The sequence below is a fragment of the Frateuria sp. YIM B11624 genome, assembly GCF_049727805.1.
Lineage (GTDB): Bacteria > Pseudomonadota > Gammaproteobacteria > Xanthomonadales > Rhodanobacteraceae > Frateuria_A.
Genome location: NZ_JBCNYA010000003.1, coordinates 173,982 through 191,573, shown reverse-complemented (window position 1 = coordinate 191,573; position 17,592 = coordinate 173,982). Strand labels below are relative to the sequence as shown.

At 62.2% G+C, this 17,592-nt stretch carries 11 protein-coding genes; 7 read left to right on the top strand and 4 right to left on the bottom strand.

Annotated elements, in window-relative coordinates:
* The first annotated feature begins 448 nt into the window (after positions 1-448).
* From AAIL17_RS02770 to AAIL17_RS02755, 4 genes are all read left to right on the top strand, one after another.
* Positions 449-4,003 (top strand): methylmalonyl-CoA mutase family protein, encoded by a 3,555-nt coding sequence (locus AAIL17_RS02770; RefSeq protein WP_424681283.1) that lies wholly within the window; start codon positions 449-451, stop codon positions 4,001-4,003.
* Between the two features lie 68 nt (positions 4,004-4,071).
* Positions 4,072-4,848: a hypothetical protein gene (locus tag AAIL17_RS02765; protein WP_424681282.1), complete on the top strand. Its 777-nt coding sequence runs from the start codon at positions 4,072-4,074 to the stop codon at positions 4,846-4,848.
* Positions 4,848-6,977: a UvrD-helicase domain-containing protein gene (locus AAIL17_RS02760; RefSeq protein WP_424681281.1), complete on the top strand. Its 2,130-nt coding sequence runs from the start codon at positions 4,848-4,850 to the stop codon at positions 6,975-6,977. The genes AAIL17_RS02765 and AAIL17_RS02760 overlap by 1 nt, the downstream gene beginning before the upstream one ends.
* Positions 6,978-7,117: 140 nt before the next feature.
* Entirely contained in the window at positions 7,118-8,461 is a 1,344-nt protein-coding gene (locus AAIL17_RS02755) for a hypothetical protein (protein WP_424681280.1), read from the top strand.
* 453 nt (positions 8,462-8,914) lie between these two features.
* Here the strand turns inward: AAIL17_RS02755 and AAIL17_RS02750 are convergent, their stop codons facing one another.
* The 3 genes from AAIL17_RS02750 to AAIL17_RS02740 form a co-directional block, all read right to left on the bottom strand.
* Positions 8,915-9,463 carry a hypothetical protein gene (locus tag AAIL17_RS02750; RefSeq protein WP_424681279.1) on the bottom strand — a complete coding sequence of 183 codons (549 nt, stop codon included), beginning with the start codon at positions 9,461-9,463 and terminating at the stop codon, positions 8,915-8,917.
* A gap of 11 nt (positions 9,464-9,474) precedes the next feature.
* Positions 9,475-9,867 (bottom strand): AHH domain-containing protein, encoded by a 393-nt coding sequence (locus AAIL17_RS02745; RefSeq protein ID WP_424681278.1) that lies wholly within the window; start codon positions 9,865-9,867, stop codon positions 9,475-9,477.
* Between the two features lie 62 nt (positions 9,868-9,929).
* A complete protein-coding gene (locus tag AAIL17_RS02740) occupies positions 9,930-10,430 on the bottom strand; it encodes a hypothetical protein (protein WP_424681277.1) in 501 nt (166 codons plus the stop codon).
* A 327-nt stretch (positions 10,431-10,757) separates the two neighbouring features.
* Between AAIL17_RS02740 and AAIL17_RS02735 the strand changes: the two genes are divergently transcribed.
* Together AAIL17_RS02735 and AAIL17_RS02730 are read left to right on the top strand one after the other, a co-directional pair.
* Positions 10,758-11,849 carry a diguanylate cyclase domain-containing protein gene (locus AAIL17_RS02735; RefSeq protein ID WP_424681276.1) on the top strand — a complete coding sequence of 364 codons (1,092 nt, stop codon included), beginning with the start codon at positions 10,758-10,760 and terminating at the stop codon, positions 11,847-11,849.
* Positions 11,850-12,323: 474 nt separating this feature from the next.
* The gene (locus AAIL17_RS02730; protein ID WP_424681275.1) at positions 12,324-13,823 is read left to right on the top strand and encodes a hypothetical protein; all 1,500 of its coding nucleotides are present in this window, start codon (positions 12,324-12,326) and stop codon (positions 13,821-13,823) included.
* Between the two features lie 240 nt (positions 13,824-14,063).
* Here the strand turns inward: AAIL17_RS02730 and AAIL17_RS02725 are convergent, their stop codons facing one another.
* Entirely contained in the window at positions 14,064-14,906 is an 843-nt protein-coding gene (locus tag AAIL17_RS02725; protein WP_424681274.1) for an energy transducer TonB, read from the bottom strand.
* A 453-nt stretch (positions 14,907-15,359) separates the two neighbouring features.
* Here AAIL17_RS02725 and AAIL17_RS02720 point away from each other — a divergent pair, with 453 nt between their 5' ends.
* Complete coding sequence (locus AAIL17_RS02720; protein ID WP_424681273.1) at positions 15,360-17,441, top strand: alkaline phosphatase D family protein; 2,082 nt, start codon at positions 15,360-15,362, stop codon at positions 17,439-17,441.
* Positions 17,442-17,592: the final 151 nt, after the last annotated feature.

Here is a 17,592-nt window from a genome sequence, read left to right as displayed (position 1 = left end):
CCGAAGCGCGTCGCTTCGCTCCCTCTCCCCGCCGGGGAGAGGGCTGGGGTGAGGGGCCAAGGCTTGCGGGCAAACCCGGCCGAAGCGCGTCGCTTCGCTCCCTCTCCCCGCCGGGGAGAGGGCTGGGGTGAGGGGCCAAGGCTTGCGGGTAAACCCAGCCGAAGCGCGTAGCTTTGCTCCCTCTCCCCGTCGGGGAGAGGGCTGGGGTGAGGGGCCAAGGCTTGCGGGCAAACCCAGCCGAAGCGAGTCGTAAAGAATCAAGTCGCGGTAATTCCCCACGCGAACCGCGCCCGCCTCACGTCCTGACCCATCCGCTGCTCGAACGTTGCGCCCCTGGCCCCGCCAGCACACCGCTGCCCGAGCCACCAGCACACCCACCCCGACTCCCGCGCCCTTAACCCCGATCCACTAGAATCGAGAGGTTCAGAGCACCGATGTCGGAGTCCCCATGAGTTCCCCCGCCAGCCACGTCCCCGCCACCGCCGCGCAGGCCGAAACCACCCCGCTGCGTTTCGTCACCGCCGCCAGCCTGTTCGATGGCCACGACGCGGCGATCAACATCATGCGCCGCATCATCCAGAGCCAGGGTGCCGAAGTGATCCACCTGGGCCACAACCGCTCGGTGGAAGACGTCGTGCGCGCCGCGCTGCAGGAAGACGCCGACGCCATCGCGCTGTCCTCCTACCAGGGCGGCCACGTCGAGTACTTCAAGTACATGGTGGACATGCTGCGCGAGCGCGGCGCCTCGCACATCCGCGTGTTCGGCGGCGGCGGCGGCACCATCACCCCGGAAGAAATCCGCGAGCTGCAGGCCTATGGCGTCGAGCGCATCTACCACCCCAACGACGGGATGAAGATGGGCCTGACCGAGATGATCGAGGACGTCATGCAGCGCACCCGCGCCGCCCAGGCGCAGCGCCTGAAGGCCGAGCAGCCGGGCGTGCCGCAGGTCGACATCGACGACGAAATCTCCGTCGGCCACATGCTCACCGACATCGAGGAAAGCCGCCTCGGCGAGCCCGAGCTCGCCCGCCTGCGCAAGGAATGGGATTTGGCCGGCCGCAAGACCCCGGTGCTCGGCCTCACTGGCACCGGCGGCGCCGGCAAGTCCTCCGTGGTGGACGAACTGCTGCTGCGCTTCCTGCACGCCTTCCCCGGGATGCGCATCGCCGTGCTCGCCGTCGACCCGACCCGCCGTCGCTCCGGCGGCGCGCTGCTGGGCGACCGCATCCGCATGAACTCTCTGCGCTCGCACCGCGTGTACATGCGCTCCATGGCCACCCGCCGCCAGCACATGGCCACCAACGAGGTGCTCAAGGACTGCATCGCCTTCCTCAAGAGCCAGCCCTACGACCTGGTCATCGTGGAAACCGCCGGCATCGGCCAGAGCGACTCGGAGATCGTCGACTTGGTCGACTTCCCGATGTACGTGATGACGTCCGACTACGGCGCCGCCAGCCAGCTCGAGAAGATCGACATGATCGACTTCGCCGAGCTGATCGTGCTCAACAAGTTCGACAAGCGCGGCGCCGAAGACGCCCTGCGCGACGTGCGCAAGCAGTGGAAGCGCAACCGCACCGCCTTCGCCCTGAAGGACGAGGACGTGCCGGTCTACCCGACCATCGCCAGCCAGTTCAACGACCCGGGCGTGACCTGGATGTTCTCCAACCTGTGCCGCCTGCTGCAGGAAAAGGTGAGCGCCAAACACGGCCAGCCCATCGGCAGCCCGCACTGCGATTTCGCGCCGGAAGTGAACACCTCGCTCAAGGAACCGCGCGCCACCGTGCTCATCCCCGGCAGCCGCGTGCGCTACCTCGCCGAGATCGCCGAGCAGGGCAGGGGCATCAACGGCTCCATCGCCCGCCAGGCCGAAGCCGCCAGCAAGGCGCAGCACTACTACGAATCGCTCAAGGAACTAGGCGACGAGTCCCTCCCGCGCCCGTTGGACGTCTACGACCACGCCCAGCTCCACCCGTCACATCCGGCCCAGATCCTTCCCCCGCCCGCGGGGGAAGGTGCCCGAAGGGCGGATGGGGGAAGCCTTGCCCCAGACCGCACCCTCCTGCTCCTCCGCCAGCGCTACAACGAAGCGATCAAGGAACTCTCCAACGAGTCCCTCCACCTCCTGCGCGACTGGCCCAAGCTCCGCGAATCCGTCACCAAGGACGTCAACGAATACCAGGTCCGCGGCAAGACCATCCGTGTGGAGAACTACCGCGAATCCCTGAGCCACCAGAAGATCCCCAAAGTCGCCCCGCCCAAGACCAACAACTGGGGCGACCAGCTCCTCTTCCTCGGCAAGGAAAACCTCCCCGGCCACTACCCCTACACCGGCGGCGTCTACCCCTACCGCCGCACCGGCGAAGACCCCACCCGCATGTTCGCCGGCGAGGGCACCCCGGAGCGCACCAACCGCCGCTTCCACTACCTGAGCCAGGGCGGCGCCGCCACGCGCCTGTCCACCGCGTTCGACTCGGTCACCCTGTACGGCGAGGACCCGGCCCCGCGCCCGGACATCTACGGCAAGATCGGCAACTCCGGCGTCAACATCGCCACCCTGGACGACATGAAGAAGCTCTACTCGGGCTTCGACCTGTCCGCGCCGACCACCTCGGTGTCCATGACCATCAACGGCCCGGCGCCGATCATCCTCGCGATGTTCATGAACACCGCGATCGACCAGAACGTGGAGAAGCACCTCAAGGCCGACGAAGCCCGCTGGGCCCAGGCGCAAGAGAAGATCGCCAAACTCTACGAAGGCCGCGAGCGCCCGCGCTACTCGGGTGATCTACCGAAGGGCAACGACGGCTTGGGCCTCGGCCTGCTCGGCATCACCGGCAACCAGCTCGTCGACGAGGAAACCTACGCCAGGATCAAGGCCGACACCCTCGCCGCCGTGCGCGGCACCGTGCAGGCCGACATCCTCAAGGAAGACCAGGCGCAGAACACCTGCATCTTCTCCACCGAATTCGCCCTGCGCATGATGGGCGACATCCAGCAGTACTTCGTCGACCACAAGGTCCGCAACTTCTACTCGGTGTCCATCTCCGGCTACCACATCGCCGAAGCCGGCGCGAACCCGATCAGCCAGCTCGCCTTCACCCTCTCCAACGGCTTCACCATCGTCGAGTACTACCTCGCCCGGGGCATGCACATCGACGACTTCGCGCCGAACCTGAGCTTCTTCTTCAGCAATGGCATGGACCCGGAGTACACCGTCATCGGCCGCGTCGCCCGCCGCATCTGGGCTCGCGCCATGCGCGAGCGCTACGGCGCCAGCGCGCGCAGCCAGATGATGAAGTACCACATCCAGACCTCCGGCCGGTCACTGCACGCGCAGGAGATCCAGTTCAACGACATCCGCACCACGCTGCAGGCGCTCTACGCGCTTTTCGACAACTGCAACAGCCTGCACACCAACGCCTACGACGAAGCCATCACCACGCCGACCGAAGAGTCCGTGCGCCGCGCCGTGGCGATCCAGATGATCATCAACAAGGAACTGGGCCTCAACTTCAACGAGAACCCCTGGCAGGGCAGCTACGTGGTCGAGGGGCTGACCGACCTGGTGGAAGAGGCCGTCTACAAGGAGTTCGAGGCGATCAGCGAGCGCGGTGGCGTGCTGGGCGCCATGGACACGATGTACCAGCGCGGCAAGATCCAGGAAGAGTCGCTGTATTACGAGCACAAGAAGCATGATGGGTCGCTGCCGTTGATCGGGGTGAACACGTTCCTGCCGAAGGAGCATGGTGGCGAAGTGGCGACCGAGATCGAGCTCATTCGCTCCACGGAGGAGGAGAAAGGGCAGCAGATTGCGAACGTGCGGGCGTTTGGGGAGGCGCGGAATGGGTTGGCGCCGGAGAGCCTGAAGCGGTTGCAGCAGACGGCGCGGGAGCGGAAGAATGTGTTCGAGCAGTTGGTTGAGGCGGTGAAGTACAACTCGTTGGGGCAGATTAGCCACGCGTTGTATGACGTGGGTGGGGAGTATCGGCGGAATATGTAGCTCGCGCCGAGACAAGGGAGCGTTTGCGATAGTGCTTGCTCGTCGCAGATGGAGGGGAGGGAGAGAGCATGACAGTCGCTACAGAAGTTGAGCCAACTAGCATATGGGCGCTTTATGAATCAGTCGCGCCTGGCGATTGGCTTCAACAAGGTGACCTCATAAGGTTTAAAGAAGAAGATAGGCCCGCTTACTACGGTGTTGTAGTGACGGCGGATTGTGACCTAGGGAATCGTAAGCACTCAAGGTTGGTGACGCTAGTTCCCCTGTTATCCATCGAAGAGATAATCTGCAAATGTTTGGCGTATGACGCTTTTGAGAATTACAAAGACGCTCTTCATCAATACTGCAAAAGACAACTATCTATAGATGATGTCCCCCTGACGCCTGCTTTCCTAGGAAAGGTAAAGGCGCTCGTCCGTGAGGGGAATATCAGTGACGAAGTGGTAGAGACAGCTGCCAAAGCGATCACGCATGAAGATTGGGTGATCTGCGTGCCTAAGTTGCGTGCGATGTTCACGGCTGCAGGAATTTCCTGGCCGAAAGCCTTGGATCGCTTTGCAAAACAAATTGATTCTAGGGGGGACATCCTCCGTTTATTGGCGCCGCCGCTAACCCCGGACAGGGTTTCGGTGGTGTGGTTGCGAGCGATGTGGCAGGCACGCGTATCGGACATTGCAATCAGGACATCGGAAGCGCAGGAACGAAGTGGTATTCGAGTTGCAAGGCTCAATTCCCCATTTCGTTACCGCTTAACTCAGATGCTCGGGCAAGTGTTTGCTGATATCGGTCTGCCGGATGTGCCCGCTGCGGTACTTACTAGAGATATTCAGGAGTTTGTGCGCTAATGGAAAACTATCTTTTGGTTAGCGAGTCCGCTGCGGATATGCTCGCCAGTAGTCGTCATGGGCGCGTATCCAAGGTTCCGTCCGATTCGCTGCCAGGGTTGCACTCCAAAACTTTGGTGGAGGACCTAAAGGCATATGCAACTGGCCTCGAGCGAGCGGATGAATACCGAGCAGTTATTTGCGTAAAGGCACTAAGTGAACTGCACGGCGATGCCGATACTGTATATGCGCGCATTGCGAGGGTGCTTAAAGCTGCATCAATGCCACCCGTGCATCTTCCGCGCAGTTGGTCCGAATATCATTACAAAAACCGGCTAGCATTCTTCGCCGTCGGTGAGAATGATGGTGACCAACGCTGGCTCGCCGAAATAGACGGGGCGTCCCGCACCGTCCGGTTCTTGGAGATTTCAGACTCGAATAAGCGAATCTTGCTCCAAGATTGGCTACCTCCCGCCGTTCCTGATTCATCCAAGTATATGCAGTGGGCCGCGACCATATCTGCAAAGGTAGAGCGGGAGCGCGAGGGAGAAAGTTTTTCCGATCAGGTTGATCTCAAGGCTATTGGTAGTGAAGCAGTAGTTCAAGGGTATTCTTACGACTACTGGCGTACGCTTCTTAAACCAGAGCAGCTCCAAATCGTGGATGCACCCCTCAACTCATCAGTGCGTGTAATAGGCCCTGCGGGAAGCGGAAAGACACTGGCCTTATGCATGCGTGCAATCCGGCTATCCAGAGATGAGAACGTCGTGGGCGGACGGAAGAAGATTTTGATCGTTACTCACAGCTGGGCGATGGCTGAGCGTATTGATGGAATCCTTCTGTCCCTGAATGACGGTCGGCCATTGGCGAACATCTCCGTGTTGCCTTTGTTATATGTACTTCAATATCACGCAGGTAACGTGGGGCAGGGTGCTAGTGCTGTACTTGGAGAAGATAGTTCGGATGGACAGCGCCGTGTTATTGAACTACTTGATCGATTTATTGCAGATGTCGAGCCGCGCCTAAGTTCTGCTGCTAAGTCAGATATGTCGCCTGGCATCGTGCGGGCCCTAAATGCTCCATCTGGATCTCATGCCAGAAACGAGCTAGTCCTCGATTTGTACGAAGAAATTATCGGTGTCCTCTCCCCTCAGGGAGTGATGCCGGGAGATAGTGATAAGGTTGCTGATTACTTGAGTGAGGCTCGAGACCAAACGATGCCTCCGTTTGTCACAAGAGCGGATCGCGAGTTTTGTTTGCGTGTTTTCGAGCGCTTTTTGGAACAGCTGATAGATCTTGGCGTAATTACAACCGATCAGCTGGTTCTCGATAGCATACGTATCTTCGAGACATTCACGTGGAATGTGAGGCGCGAAACTGACGGATATGACTTTATATTAGTGGATGAATTGCAGCTATTTGACTCCCAGGAGCGTTTAGCGGTTTCCCTATTGTCGCGCGCTAAACCTGGCATGGTTTTCCTGTCGGTGGAGGATCCCTCTCAGGGGCTGTTTTCGGCGGTTAACGCTCGTTCGGAAGCGCTTAAAACTCAAAGTAGTGTGTATTTGAGCGAAACGCACAGGTTCCGCGCTGGCCTCTTTGAGCTGATTAGCTTCCTCTATGGACGGTTTCCCTTAAATGCGGCAGCAATTCGCGTGGCGAAGTCGGAAGCGAAAGCACGAAAACCAAGGTTGGTTCAGCTGTCCAGTGTTGATAGCGTCGCCGACTATTGCGTGGCTAAAGCACAAGAAGTTGCTGCGTCTAAGGAGAGAGGCCGTAGGTTGTGCGTAGTGTGCATTAGCGAAACGGAGCGGCAGATCTTCGCCGCTATCAAACAGGCCGGCATAGCTGCCGTCCGGCTCACTAGCTTTGATGATGTGGAGCTTCTTACCTATCAGCGGAGGGCCGCGGTCGTTGCATCGTGGCAGTTTGTGGGTGGAACGCAGTTTTCGGATGTAGTGCTGGTGGTCTCCGGGTTGCCTCGGGCAAGCAGTGCATATGCTCAGCTAAGGGAGTTGACTGCGATATATCTCGGTGCTAGCCGAGCTAGTTCTGCGTTGGACATCGTTTGCGATTCGCGCATTCCAGACGCATTGCAGGCAGCACATAAATCCAAGCTGCTGACGAAAGCCGCGTTGAAGGCGTTGTAGGTGCGGCCGTTGGTCAGGGCAAAGGTGACGATGGGAATTAGCTGGGGTTAATTTCCTTCGTCCCACCTGTCGCGTTCGTCGGTCTGATGAACTGGTCAAGTTGGCTGCCTGACTTCCACAACCCAAAGTCAAGGAGCGGCATGAGTGACGAGCCAAAAATTCCGGAGAAAATTGAACGGCGTCTTAGGCTTAAGACGCTTCGGCCCGACCTTGAACCCTTGGCCCGCGAGTTGGTGGAACTCGCTTGTACAGGCAGTCGCGAACTGTGGGGTGAGCTAACTCCCGACCGGCTCAAGCAAGACACGCAGCTTCGGCGCAGGTTTTATGAGCTGGCGCACGAGGGGATGTTTGCGGCCCAAGAGAAGATGGCTGGCCGTGTTGGCACCGGCGAGCGCTGGGATGTATCTGAGCAGCTGCTATTTCGTGCAGTGGCCGACACCATCGCCTGGGCCATGCTGGGTGGGCAGCTCTGCTACGCCCGCAGAATCTATCGGTTCCAGAAGCAGCCAGACTTGTCCGCGTCCAACTTTGCGTCGGTGCTGCGGGCGTGTCAGGAACTTCGGGAGAGGGCCCCCGGCTGCATGCCGCTCATCTCCGATCTCACATCTTTTGTCCAGGTGGGTGACATCATCAGCGTCTCCGCAGAAAGGCGTATATCGATCATCGAAGTGAAAGAAGGTGAGCACAACAAGCACGTGCTGGACTTGGCGATGTTCTACGCGGCGTCTGGCTGCGAAACATTCCGCGAGGTCGTCGAGCGGACCGAGAGCCGCAAGACCGTAAAGCAGATGGGGCGCGTCCTGCGCCAGAAGGCGCGGATGACCCACGTTAGCGAGGTCATGTCGCAGGGCTCAGCGCTGGACCCAGATACGGGAGAGTTGGTGAGGATCCCGGAGCCCTTTTTCCCAATCGAAACGTGGGATGAGGCGTTAGCGGACCTGACCGAGCAGGCAAAGGAAAGGAACTGGGCGTATAACGTGCAAGGCCCAATCTTCTTGGGCGCATACGCAGGCGATATCGCGCCTCGCGGGCACCTGATGTTCCTCATGGCGCTGAGCCTTCAAGGGGATGTGGAGCAGGACTATCACATCATTCGCTTGGCGGACTGTATGCAGATCCCCTTGGCGCCGCCAGTGTTCTCAAGAACTCTGGCTGATGATGTCAAGATGGACATACTTTTCGGGCGCATGAATGTCTGTATCGCGGTCTCAATACCTGCGCTGATCGAAGCGTGTGAAATGGCGGGCATGGACGTCCGTCACGCGACACGGAAGGAGTTGGGCCGAGCCAAGGTCGCCGGTGCCCGTCCCGTCGTTCACCAGGGAAAGGGTCTGATGTTTTCGCTCGAAGGCAGGGAGATGATGCTCCTGGAAGGGGTGATCTTCCGGGCCCTCTTCCACGGTCAGCAACCCGAGTCCGTCTTATGGCATTACCTCAAGAACGGCGAACTTGGCCTAGCGAAAAAAGGGGACGTGGCTAATTAAGTCCCCTCCCGTTCGCCCGCTTGGCGGGTCGGCCGCGCGCGCGGCAGGTGGCGGGCCGTCCCAGCGTGGTTTCGACCATGCGCTGGGAAAAACCCAGGTCAGAGTGCACTTTCCTTACGCGCTCCAAGACGGGGTGGGTGGGACGGAAAAAGGGGTCAGGTTCATATTCCCTCGGGGGGCGAGGGCTTTTCGTGGCCGACCTCAAGGGTAACTAACCAACCAAAACGGGGTCAGGTTCACTTACCGGGTGAGGTGAGCTTGGGTGGGCGGTGGGCTGGGCGGGTGCCGGCGAAGCGCCGGGTCTTCGCAACTAACGGAACTAACGGGGTCAGAGCCCCTTCCTGACACGGGGTGGGGCGGCAACCGAGAGGTGCGTTCGGTGAGGCGCGACACGCTGGAGTGAATCCGCCAAGCATTCGAATGCGGTTTGGTCGGAGGCGCGATTCTAGAGGCTCACAGCGGCCCAGGCTCCCCACACTCAATCCCGGTTAAGCCCGCGTTTGCGGCCGCGCGTTCGATCACGGCCTTGCCTGCATCGTTGACGTACATCCGAACCGACGCAGTGCGCGGATCCTTGAACACGAGAGGCTCGCTGGGAACGGCGGATTCGTCGAAGGCCTCGCGCGCAATGCCGCCGTCTTCGAAGGTTTCGGAGCGCCGCGCGTCCACGCAGGCAATCATGCGCGTCACGTTGTAGAACCAGCGCGGTTCGCCCTCGCAATCGAGTTCAAGCAGTTGGCCGAAGCGCAGCAGGAATTCACCCAGGGTGGCCCGTGCTTTCTCGTCCAGGACCAAGGCTCCCGGAACGAGCAGGCTGACGTTGGCACGCGGCTTCTGCACCTTGCGGCGCTTTTCCACATGGAATGCGACCCGCGGCCGGTCGACCCATTGCTTGGGCGCGCCCGTGGCGTCGAATAGGTCCTCTTCGAGGTCGTCGCGATCGATCGGCACCAACATGGCGAAGTCGTTGGGCGCCGCGCACCTCAGTTCCCAGATGGCCATCCGTTGTCTTCTCAGCGAGGGAAGGTATCGACGAGCAGCTGTTGCCGGATGGAACGAAGGCGCTGTCTACCTGCCGCTGGATCGTTGGCACCCGCGCCGCGCAGCCTTGCGTAGACGGCGGCGTGGTACACGGGAGTGTGCAACTCGATCCCGTGGTGTGGGGCCTGAGGGTGAGCGGGCAATGGCCGGGACGTGTAGCGCGGCAGAAACACCCCGTTGTCGGCATCGTTGATGGCAATGAGCCAGCCAAACAGGCGCCGGCGCGAAAGTGCTGCCCGGTCGTCATTGAGCGCGACGATGTGGTGGGCGCATGCATCCTGTGGCCTGCTTTGCCCGCTCGCTCGGACGCAATCCGTTCGCGTGATCGGGCGCGGCAAAACGGGATGCGGCTCACTTGCGGCCATTTCATTGGCTGCGCGATGGGCGGGCGGCAGGTCGTATGCCTGCGACTTGCCGCGTTGTGCCGCTAGATCAACGTGCAGCCGCAGCCTTTCTTGAGCGTCTCGGCTTTGCGGGTCTCGGCGCTTGCGCTGCCCCTGCTTCGCCGCAAGTCGTTCTGATCCGTAGCCGACAAATCGTTTAAGGTGTCGAGAACGTCGTACAAACCACCGAAGTCCGCATCGACACGCTCCACGTGATCCGTGTGGGTCAGCCGCTGCAGGCGAGCTACCCATTCGTCGTAACTGCCCACGAAAACCCGTTCGTCGCCGCCGAATTGCTGGATCGTGGCGTCCACGAGCACCTCGTCGCCGGTGGCGTGCCAGCGCAGGAGCAGGCCCACGTGGGAGGTCTTTTCCCGCAGCGGGATGCGGACGGCCTTCTTTGTCCGCTCGTCCGGCTCCTCGCCGGCGTAGCCTGCGAAGGGCGCTTTCTTAAGCTGCTTGGTCACGCCGAAGCAGTCGCCTTTTTCGTGGGTGGAATACGGCAGGGCCCAGGACTTCAACTGCTCATTGGTCAATCGGGGCATGGCACGCTCCGCGGCTTTGGGGGCGATCCGGCAACGCAACGTGCCACAGCTTACTCCCTGGAAACCGGGGCGGAGCAGGCGATGCCGTGCGTACGAAGATGCCGTGTGTACTCCGCGACCGCGAGGTTTGCTGCGCTGCCCTGTGAGTTGCCCGATCCACTGATCTGGGGAGAAGGGGCCCTGACCCGCTTTTGTGTGGGCCTTTTTTGCGACCAGCACTTCATTTGCCGCCCCGCTCGCCGATAACGCGGAGACCCCGTTCTCGCCAGCGACCGGATCGTGGTGAAAGCGGCCTCGACTGACTCAGTCGCCCCTCAGGTTTTCCGGATGTCCGCGCAAGATCCGAACGATCGTTACGTCCGCGTCGCGGTGCTGGCCCTGCTTTCGCTGGCCCTGCTCGCGGGCGTCTGCGCGACGGCCATCCATTGGCTCGGCCGGGTCCATCGCCCCATGGATCTTGTCGTTCCGCCCACCGCCAGCGTGCTGTTCGCCGGCCTGATCGTCGCACTGCTGCGGCGGCCGGCGTGGGTGCTCGGCATCACGTGGACCGCGCTGGGCGCCTCGGCCCTGGCACTGATCGCGCCCGCGTGGCTCTACACCACGCAGGCAAGCCTGTCGCCGGACGTACGGCTGATCGACACCCTGCCGCCAGTCTCGTCGCTGTTCGTGGTGTTCCTGGTGATGCTGATGATCTTCATCCCTGGGCGGCGCGCCTTCCTCGCCGCCGCGCTGGGCTGGGTGCTGATCGCGTTGCCGGTGTTGCTCTATCTGCTGGGCCATCGCCAAGAGCTTTGGACGCCACGGGGCAAGGACCTGCTGATGGCATATGGCCCGGTCAGCATCATGGTCGTCGTCCTGTTGCCAGTGCAGCGCGGCTTGACGGGCAAGATCCGGCGACTTTCCTCCGAGCGCGACGTCATGGAAGTCATGTTGCACAGGGATCCGTTGACTGGCGTGCAGAGTCGCCTGCTCGGCGAGCGGGTGTTGCGCCAGGTGCTGGCGAGCGAGGCTCCTGCCGGGGTAATCATGCTCGACCTCGACCGCTTCAAGGCGATCAACGACACGCACGGCCATCCGGTCGGCGACACCGTCCTGCAGGCGGTAGCGGATGGCTGCAAGGGGCTCCTGCGCGCCAATGAATGCCTCGCGCGCTGGGGCGGCGAAGAGTTTCTGGTGATCGTGCCCGGCGTCGACGCGGCGGGCCTGCAGCGCGTAGCCGAGCGTCTACGGGCGGTAATCTCCGCCGTGCCGGTGGCCCCGGTTCCGCAGGTCACCGCCTCGCTCGGCACCACCCTATTGCGAGCCGGTGACACCTTGGACACGGTGCTTCAGCGCGCTGACGTGGCGCTTTATCGCGCCAAGGAGCTTGGCGGCAATTGCGTATGTTCCGCCGCTGGCACGGCCACGGACATGATCTAGAGCGACGGAGGTAGTTGAGTCCCCTCGGCGCGCAATAAGGGGACGGCGGGAATTAGATATCGTCCGATGGACTGTCCGGTCGCTTTCGCCTGCTGCGGAGTCTTACGTGGCGGGTGTCCGAAAGCCTTTTCGATCATGGCCCGAAACTTGGACTCGCCCAGCGTGCGCTTTTGTTCGAGGTGCGCACTGATGCTGAGCTGGAAGCGCGGACGGCGAGGCATGCAGGAAGTTTGGCGCGGGCGATTAGTCACGCAGTCGGCTAAGGGCGCTATCGCGATACGCCGCCTGTGTACGAGGTCTCATGTTCCTTCCGCCCTCTTTTGAGCGGTATGCACTGTCGGGAAGTAGCCTCAGGAACCGTCGCTGGTACTCTGGAAGCCAGGAATGTTTCCCGCTCCAGCCTTCGACGAATGGCGAATTTCGGCGGACGCTTCTCGTCAAACTTTCATTCTTGTGGCATCCAGAGGACGGATCATGAATAAGTTTTGGCTCATTGCATTGCTCTTTTTGTCGGCGGCTACGGCGAGCTGCCATAGGGCGGACGATGATCCATTGGACAACGTGTCATCGGTTCCCGCAGCAGACCGGCCGGCATTGCAGTCTTGTCTCGCTGAATCGGACCTGCCGGGCAATCATTGGCCTGCGCGCGCAGGCAAGGCCCGGTGCTGGCTTTCGCTGCCACAGAGTCCAAGCCTTGGCGAAATTGCGACATTGCTCAAAGAGCCGCACGGCGCCGTGGAGCTGGAACGCCGGTACAGGGAAATCCTTGCCGAGCATTACGCCGATCCAATGCATCGCGATGCACTTTTCCGCGCCTATAGTGACTTCCAGACCGCGCGCGGCCAGCAGCTTGCCGACATCTGGCTCAGCAAGTCGCCTGGGAGCGCCTTCGCCAAGTTGGCCAAGGGTGATGCTGCGCTCGGGGCTGCGTGGACCGCCCGGGGTGGGGCATACGCGGCCCAGACAACGGACGCGCAGTTCGCTGCAATGACGGAACACCTCAAGGTCGCCGTCGCGTTCCTGCGGGCAGCATCGGAAGCGGAACCGAAGTTGAGCCCTGCGTGCGTCGATCTCATGGATATCGGAAACATGGCTGGTGATCCATCACTGAGAGATTCGGCGGAACAGGACTGCATGAAGGCCGATCCCTTGTCCTTGCATGTCAACGACATGCGGCTCACCGCGCGGGATCCGCGTTGGGGTGGTTCCTTTGACGAGCTGGACCGTACGGTGGACGAAATACGTTCACACGTGGCGGAGAGCCCGATGCTTGCGTCTCTGTTGTCGAAGGGGATCGGGCGCAGGGCTTACATGCAGCTCGAGGATCAATCCACTCTTCTGCCAATCAGGTCGGCACTGGAAAGCGCCGCTTCGACCGCGCCGGACGTCTTCTACCTCGACAAGGCTGGCGTCGTCGCCATGCAGGCAGACGATTATGCAAAGGCGGGAAACTACCTGTCGCAGGCGATCAGATTTGCCCCGGATGATGTCGATGTCCTGATAAATCATGCCGAATGGGCCGTGCGAACGGGTAACCGAGAGCAGGCGCTGTCGGACCTTCATCACGCTCAAGCGCAGCCCGATGATTGCGGATGCGAAGACCATGCAGGTATTGCATCTGCATTGTTGGAACTGGGGCAGGTCAGGGATGGCCGGCTGGAGTTGCAGAGAGCTACGCGGAATCCAGATCAGCGGCTTTGGGCGATGACCAGCCTGTGCCAGAGCTACTTCATGGGTGGCTTCGAGCGCGAAGGCGCCCTGTCGTGCACAAGCCAGTTTGCAGCCCAATTTCCGGATAATTCGGAGGCCTTGTATCTGCGGGCACTCGCGCTGTACATCGTCCATGATCCTGCAGCGAAGGAGTTTGACTCCCGCTTTCGCCTGAGAGCGGATAGGAACGATCCAGGGCAGCAAAAAGAGATACAGCAACTGGATCAGTTCGCTCAGCCTGGTGTGCGCCCTGGGAAAAAATGAGGACGGAGGGAATTAAGCCTCACCGGCGAGCGGCCGGGGCGACACGGTCGACCGCGGTGTCGTACTCGAGCGGGGCGGCCCAAGGCTTTTTCGACCAAAGCCTGGAACTTCGCATTTCCCAGCGCACGCTCTTGTTCGAGGTGCGCGCGGGTGCTTCGAATGGACGCCTACGCCTGTCGGTCGGCAAGCGCACCCTTGAGCAGCGTGTAAAACCCGGGTCAGAGTGCACTTTCTGTGCGTTCACCCTCGGTGAGACGGGAGAAGCCGCATGGGGTCGGCGCCCTCGGTTCGCAGGCCGTCGTTGGCCACGGCATCGACCGCATCCATGTCGGGCTTGTCGCTCCAGGGCGCCTGTGTGTAAGGGCCGGGGACATAGGTGCGCCATACGCGTCCGGTATTGGGCGCGTGCATATCATTCAGGTTGTAGGTGACCGGGACGCGAGCCGTCCAGCTGTCCCGGCCGGCCAGCGGTCCGGTCGTGGGAATTTCGTAGGTCCAGCGTTTCGCCACTTCAATCGTCGCCTTGGCCATCAGGTCCCGGTATTGCCTGAGGACGCTGTCCGGACCGATGTTGACGAGGTTGACCTGCTCGGCGACGGCGTCGGTCACGTGGCCGCTGCGGTCGACACGCAGGGCGAGGTACACCGTTCCCTGTACGTGGGCGCGGATCGCATCCATCGGATACCTGGGAGCGATCCTCTTGTTAGCCTCGGTATTGCGCAGCGCGTCGGTGGATTTCCTGTCCATGTCGCCGAAGGTGGCGCCCTTGATGTATGCGCTGTAATTGCCGTCCGCTGTCTTGTGCAGCACGACGCGGACGTGCATGTCGACCTTGGCAGGAACGGGTTTGCCTTCCCTTCGCACAGGATAGAAAAGCCACTGCAGTGCGGCCTTGCGCACCATGTCCGCGATCGGTTTGCCGTATTTGGCTTCGTCCTTGACCTCTGCGGACTGCACCGTGCCTTCTGTGGACAACACGATAGTCCCGTCGACGACGGCAGACGATTCGAGATCGCTGGAAGTGCTGCCGTGGGTCGCCATCGCAAACGTGGCGAGAAGCGCTACCAATGTTGCCCTTTTCATGCGTGCTTTCCTTGAGTGTGCGCAAGGCGCAGGTGGACAGTCCGGATTCCATCCGCCGGGTAAATCGGCCCCGGTAGTCTATGCACAAAAAGGGGTGTGGCGGACACCGCGGTGCGCAGGGCCGCGAAATCAGGCGAAGGCTGCGGAAAGCGCACTCTGACCCGCCTTTGGCCCCTACCGAATTTTGTCCCAAGTTGAAGATGCGCTGGCCAAGTGGTCCTCGTGCGGCTAAATGGGAGCCTCGCTCGTGGCTCCGGCCGCCGTCGCCGAGTACTTGGCCAAAGTAGTAAACAACCTCGGTTGAAGGCTCCCGACATTCAAACCGCAACGCGGTCAGAGGGCTAGCTCGGCCTCACCCGTCGCTCTCGGTACTTCCGGCACACTCCCCAGCACGACATCAGGTCCAGCATTCTCCCGCATCGGTCATCGCGATCCGCCGCGAAAGGGGACCTCATGCCAACCATGGGCCGCCGACAGTTCCTCAAGCTCTCCGCCACGCTGGGCGCGGCGCTGGCTTTGGGTTGCACGCCCGTGCGCCCGTCGTCGAGCGGCTGGCGCGAGCGGCGGGATCTGTTCCCGCAGGGTGTCGCCTCGGGCGATCCGGATGACAACAGTGTGCTGCTCTGGACGCGGCGCCCGTATGCGGACGCGCGCACGAGCGCCACGCTGCGGGTCGAGGTGGCGGAGGATCCGGACTTCACCAGGGTGATCGCGACCACGGCGGCGAAAGTTTCGGCCGCGTCCGACTGGACCTGCCGGGTGCTGGTCGGCCATCTGTCGTCGGCCCGCGAATACTGGTACCGCTTCGTGGACGAGGAGGGCAACGGCAGCCGGATCGGCCGCACGATGACCGCGCCCGGTCCCGACGATCCGCGACCGGCGCGCTTCGCCTTCGTCAGTTGCCAGGACGTCTGCGAGGGCGCCCTGAACGCCTATCGGCGCATGATCTTCGAGGACGAGCGCGCCGCGCCCGAGGACCGGATCGGCTTCGTGCTGCACCTGGGCGACTTCGTCTACGAGGTCGTGCAATACCCTGACCAGGTCAAGAACGGCCATCGCTACGACCGCCGCATCACGTTCCCGGTCCGCTACCCGACCGGCAAGACGGTCGCCAACGACCGTTACTGGGTGCCGGCCTCGCTCGAGGATTACCGTGCCCTCTACCACGGCTACCTGCAGGATCCGGATCTGCAGGATGCGCGCGCGCGTTGGCCGTTCGTGGCGGTCTGGGACAACCACGAATTCTCCTGGCTGGGCTGGCAGTCGATCCAGGAATTTCCCGGCGCGAAGGGCTCGGTGCCCGCGCAGACGCTCAAGGTCGCGGCCAACCAGGCCTGGTTCGAATACCAGCCGGCGCGGGTCGCGGCGCCGGGTGCCCGCCTGGACACCTTCGACGCGCCACACGTCGTCGATACTCCGGTCACGCACTTCGATGACGATGGGCTTGGGCGCGAAGCCAACAACCTCGCCGCCATCGACAGCCTGATCGTGTATCGCGCCCTGCGCTGGGGCCGGCACATCGACCTGATCCTCACCGACCAGCACAGCTTCCGCTCGCGCGACCCCGGTTCGCGCGAGGAGCTCAACCCGCTGTTCGAAGGCGACGCCCTGGGCTGGGTGCCGGAGGAGCTGGCGATGCAGTTCGACGCCGGCCGCGACTACGCCGATGGCCATCCGCCGGCGACGCTCTCTTTCCGCGGCAAGAGCGTGGCCAACTTCCGCGCCCATGAATCCGCGCAGACCCTGCTGGGCGCGAAGCAGAAGGCCTGGTTCCTCGAGCGCCTGCGCGGTGCGCAAGCCACCTGGAAGATCTGGGGCAATTCGCTGGGCACGCCCGACTGGCGCGTGGACCCGCAGCACCTTCCGTCCGCGCTGGGTCCATGGTCCGGCGCGGGCTATGCCGTCCTGGGCACCAGCGACTGGGGCGGCGCGTACCACGAACGCGCCGAGATCTTCGACACCGTGCGCGATGCCGGCATCACCGGTTTCGCGATCGTCTCGGGCGACCGCCACAGCTTCTGGGCCGGCTACGCGGCCAAGGCCCTGCCGCCCGCCGCGTTCGAGCCCGTGGGCGTCACCTTCGTGGGCGGCTCGCTCATTTCCCCGGGCATGCTGGAAGCCTCCGAGCACAACCTGAAAAAGGACGATCCACTGCGCCCGTTGTACGTCGCCAACCCGGGCGGCGGACCGGCGCAACCCACCGTCAACCTGCTGCTGCACCACGGCGTGCGCTCGGCCCTGGAATTCGCAAAGAGCGGCGACCTCGAGAAGGCGCACGCCGCCAGCAATCCCGACCTCGCCCCGCACCTGACCTTCGTCGACATGGGCGGCCACGGCTACGCGACCGTCCGCGTCGACGCCAGCACGATGGTCACCGATTTCGTCTGCATCCCGCGCCCGATCGAGCGAAGTTCGAGTCCGGATGGCGGCCCGCTGCGCTACCGCGTCCGCCACGAAGTGCCCCTGTGGAAGGCCGGCGAGCGGCCGCGGATGCGGCAGACAGTGGTGGAGGGCGATCCGGGCCTGGCGGTGTGAAACCGAAAAAGCGGCCGGGGCGCGGGGTGGAATCTCTTGATTCCATCCGGCTATTTTTGCAGTGATAGCCTGCTCGACGACATCGCTATTTCGACGACGAGACCATTGCACGATGCCCCTATCGACCCTATCGACGGCACCATCGACCGAC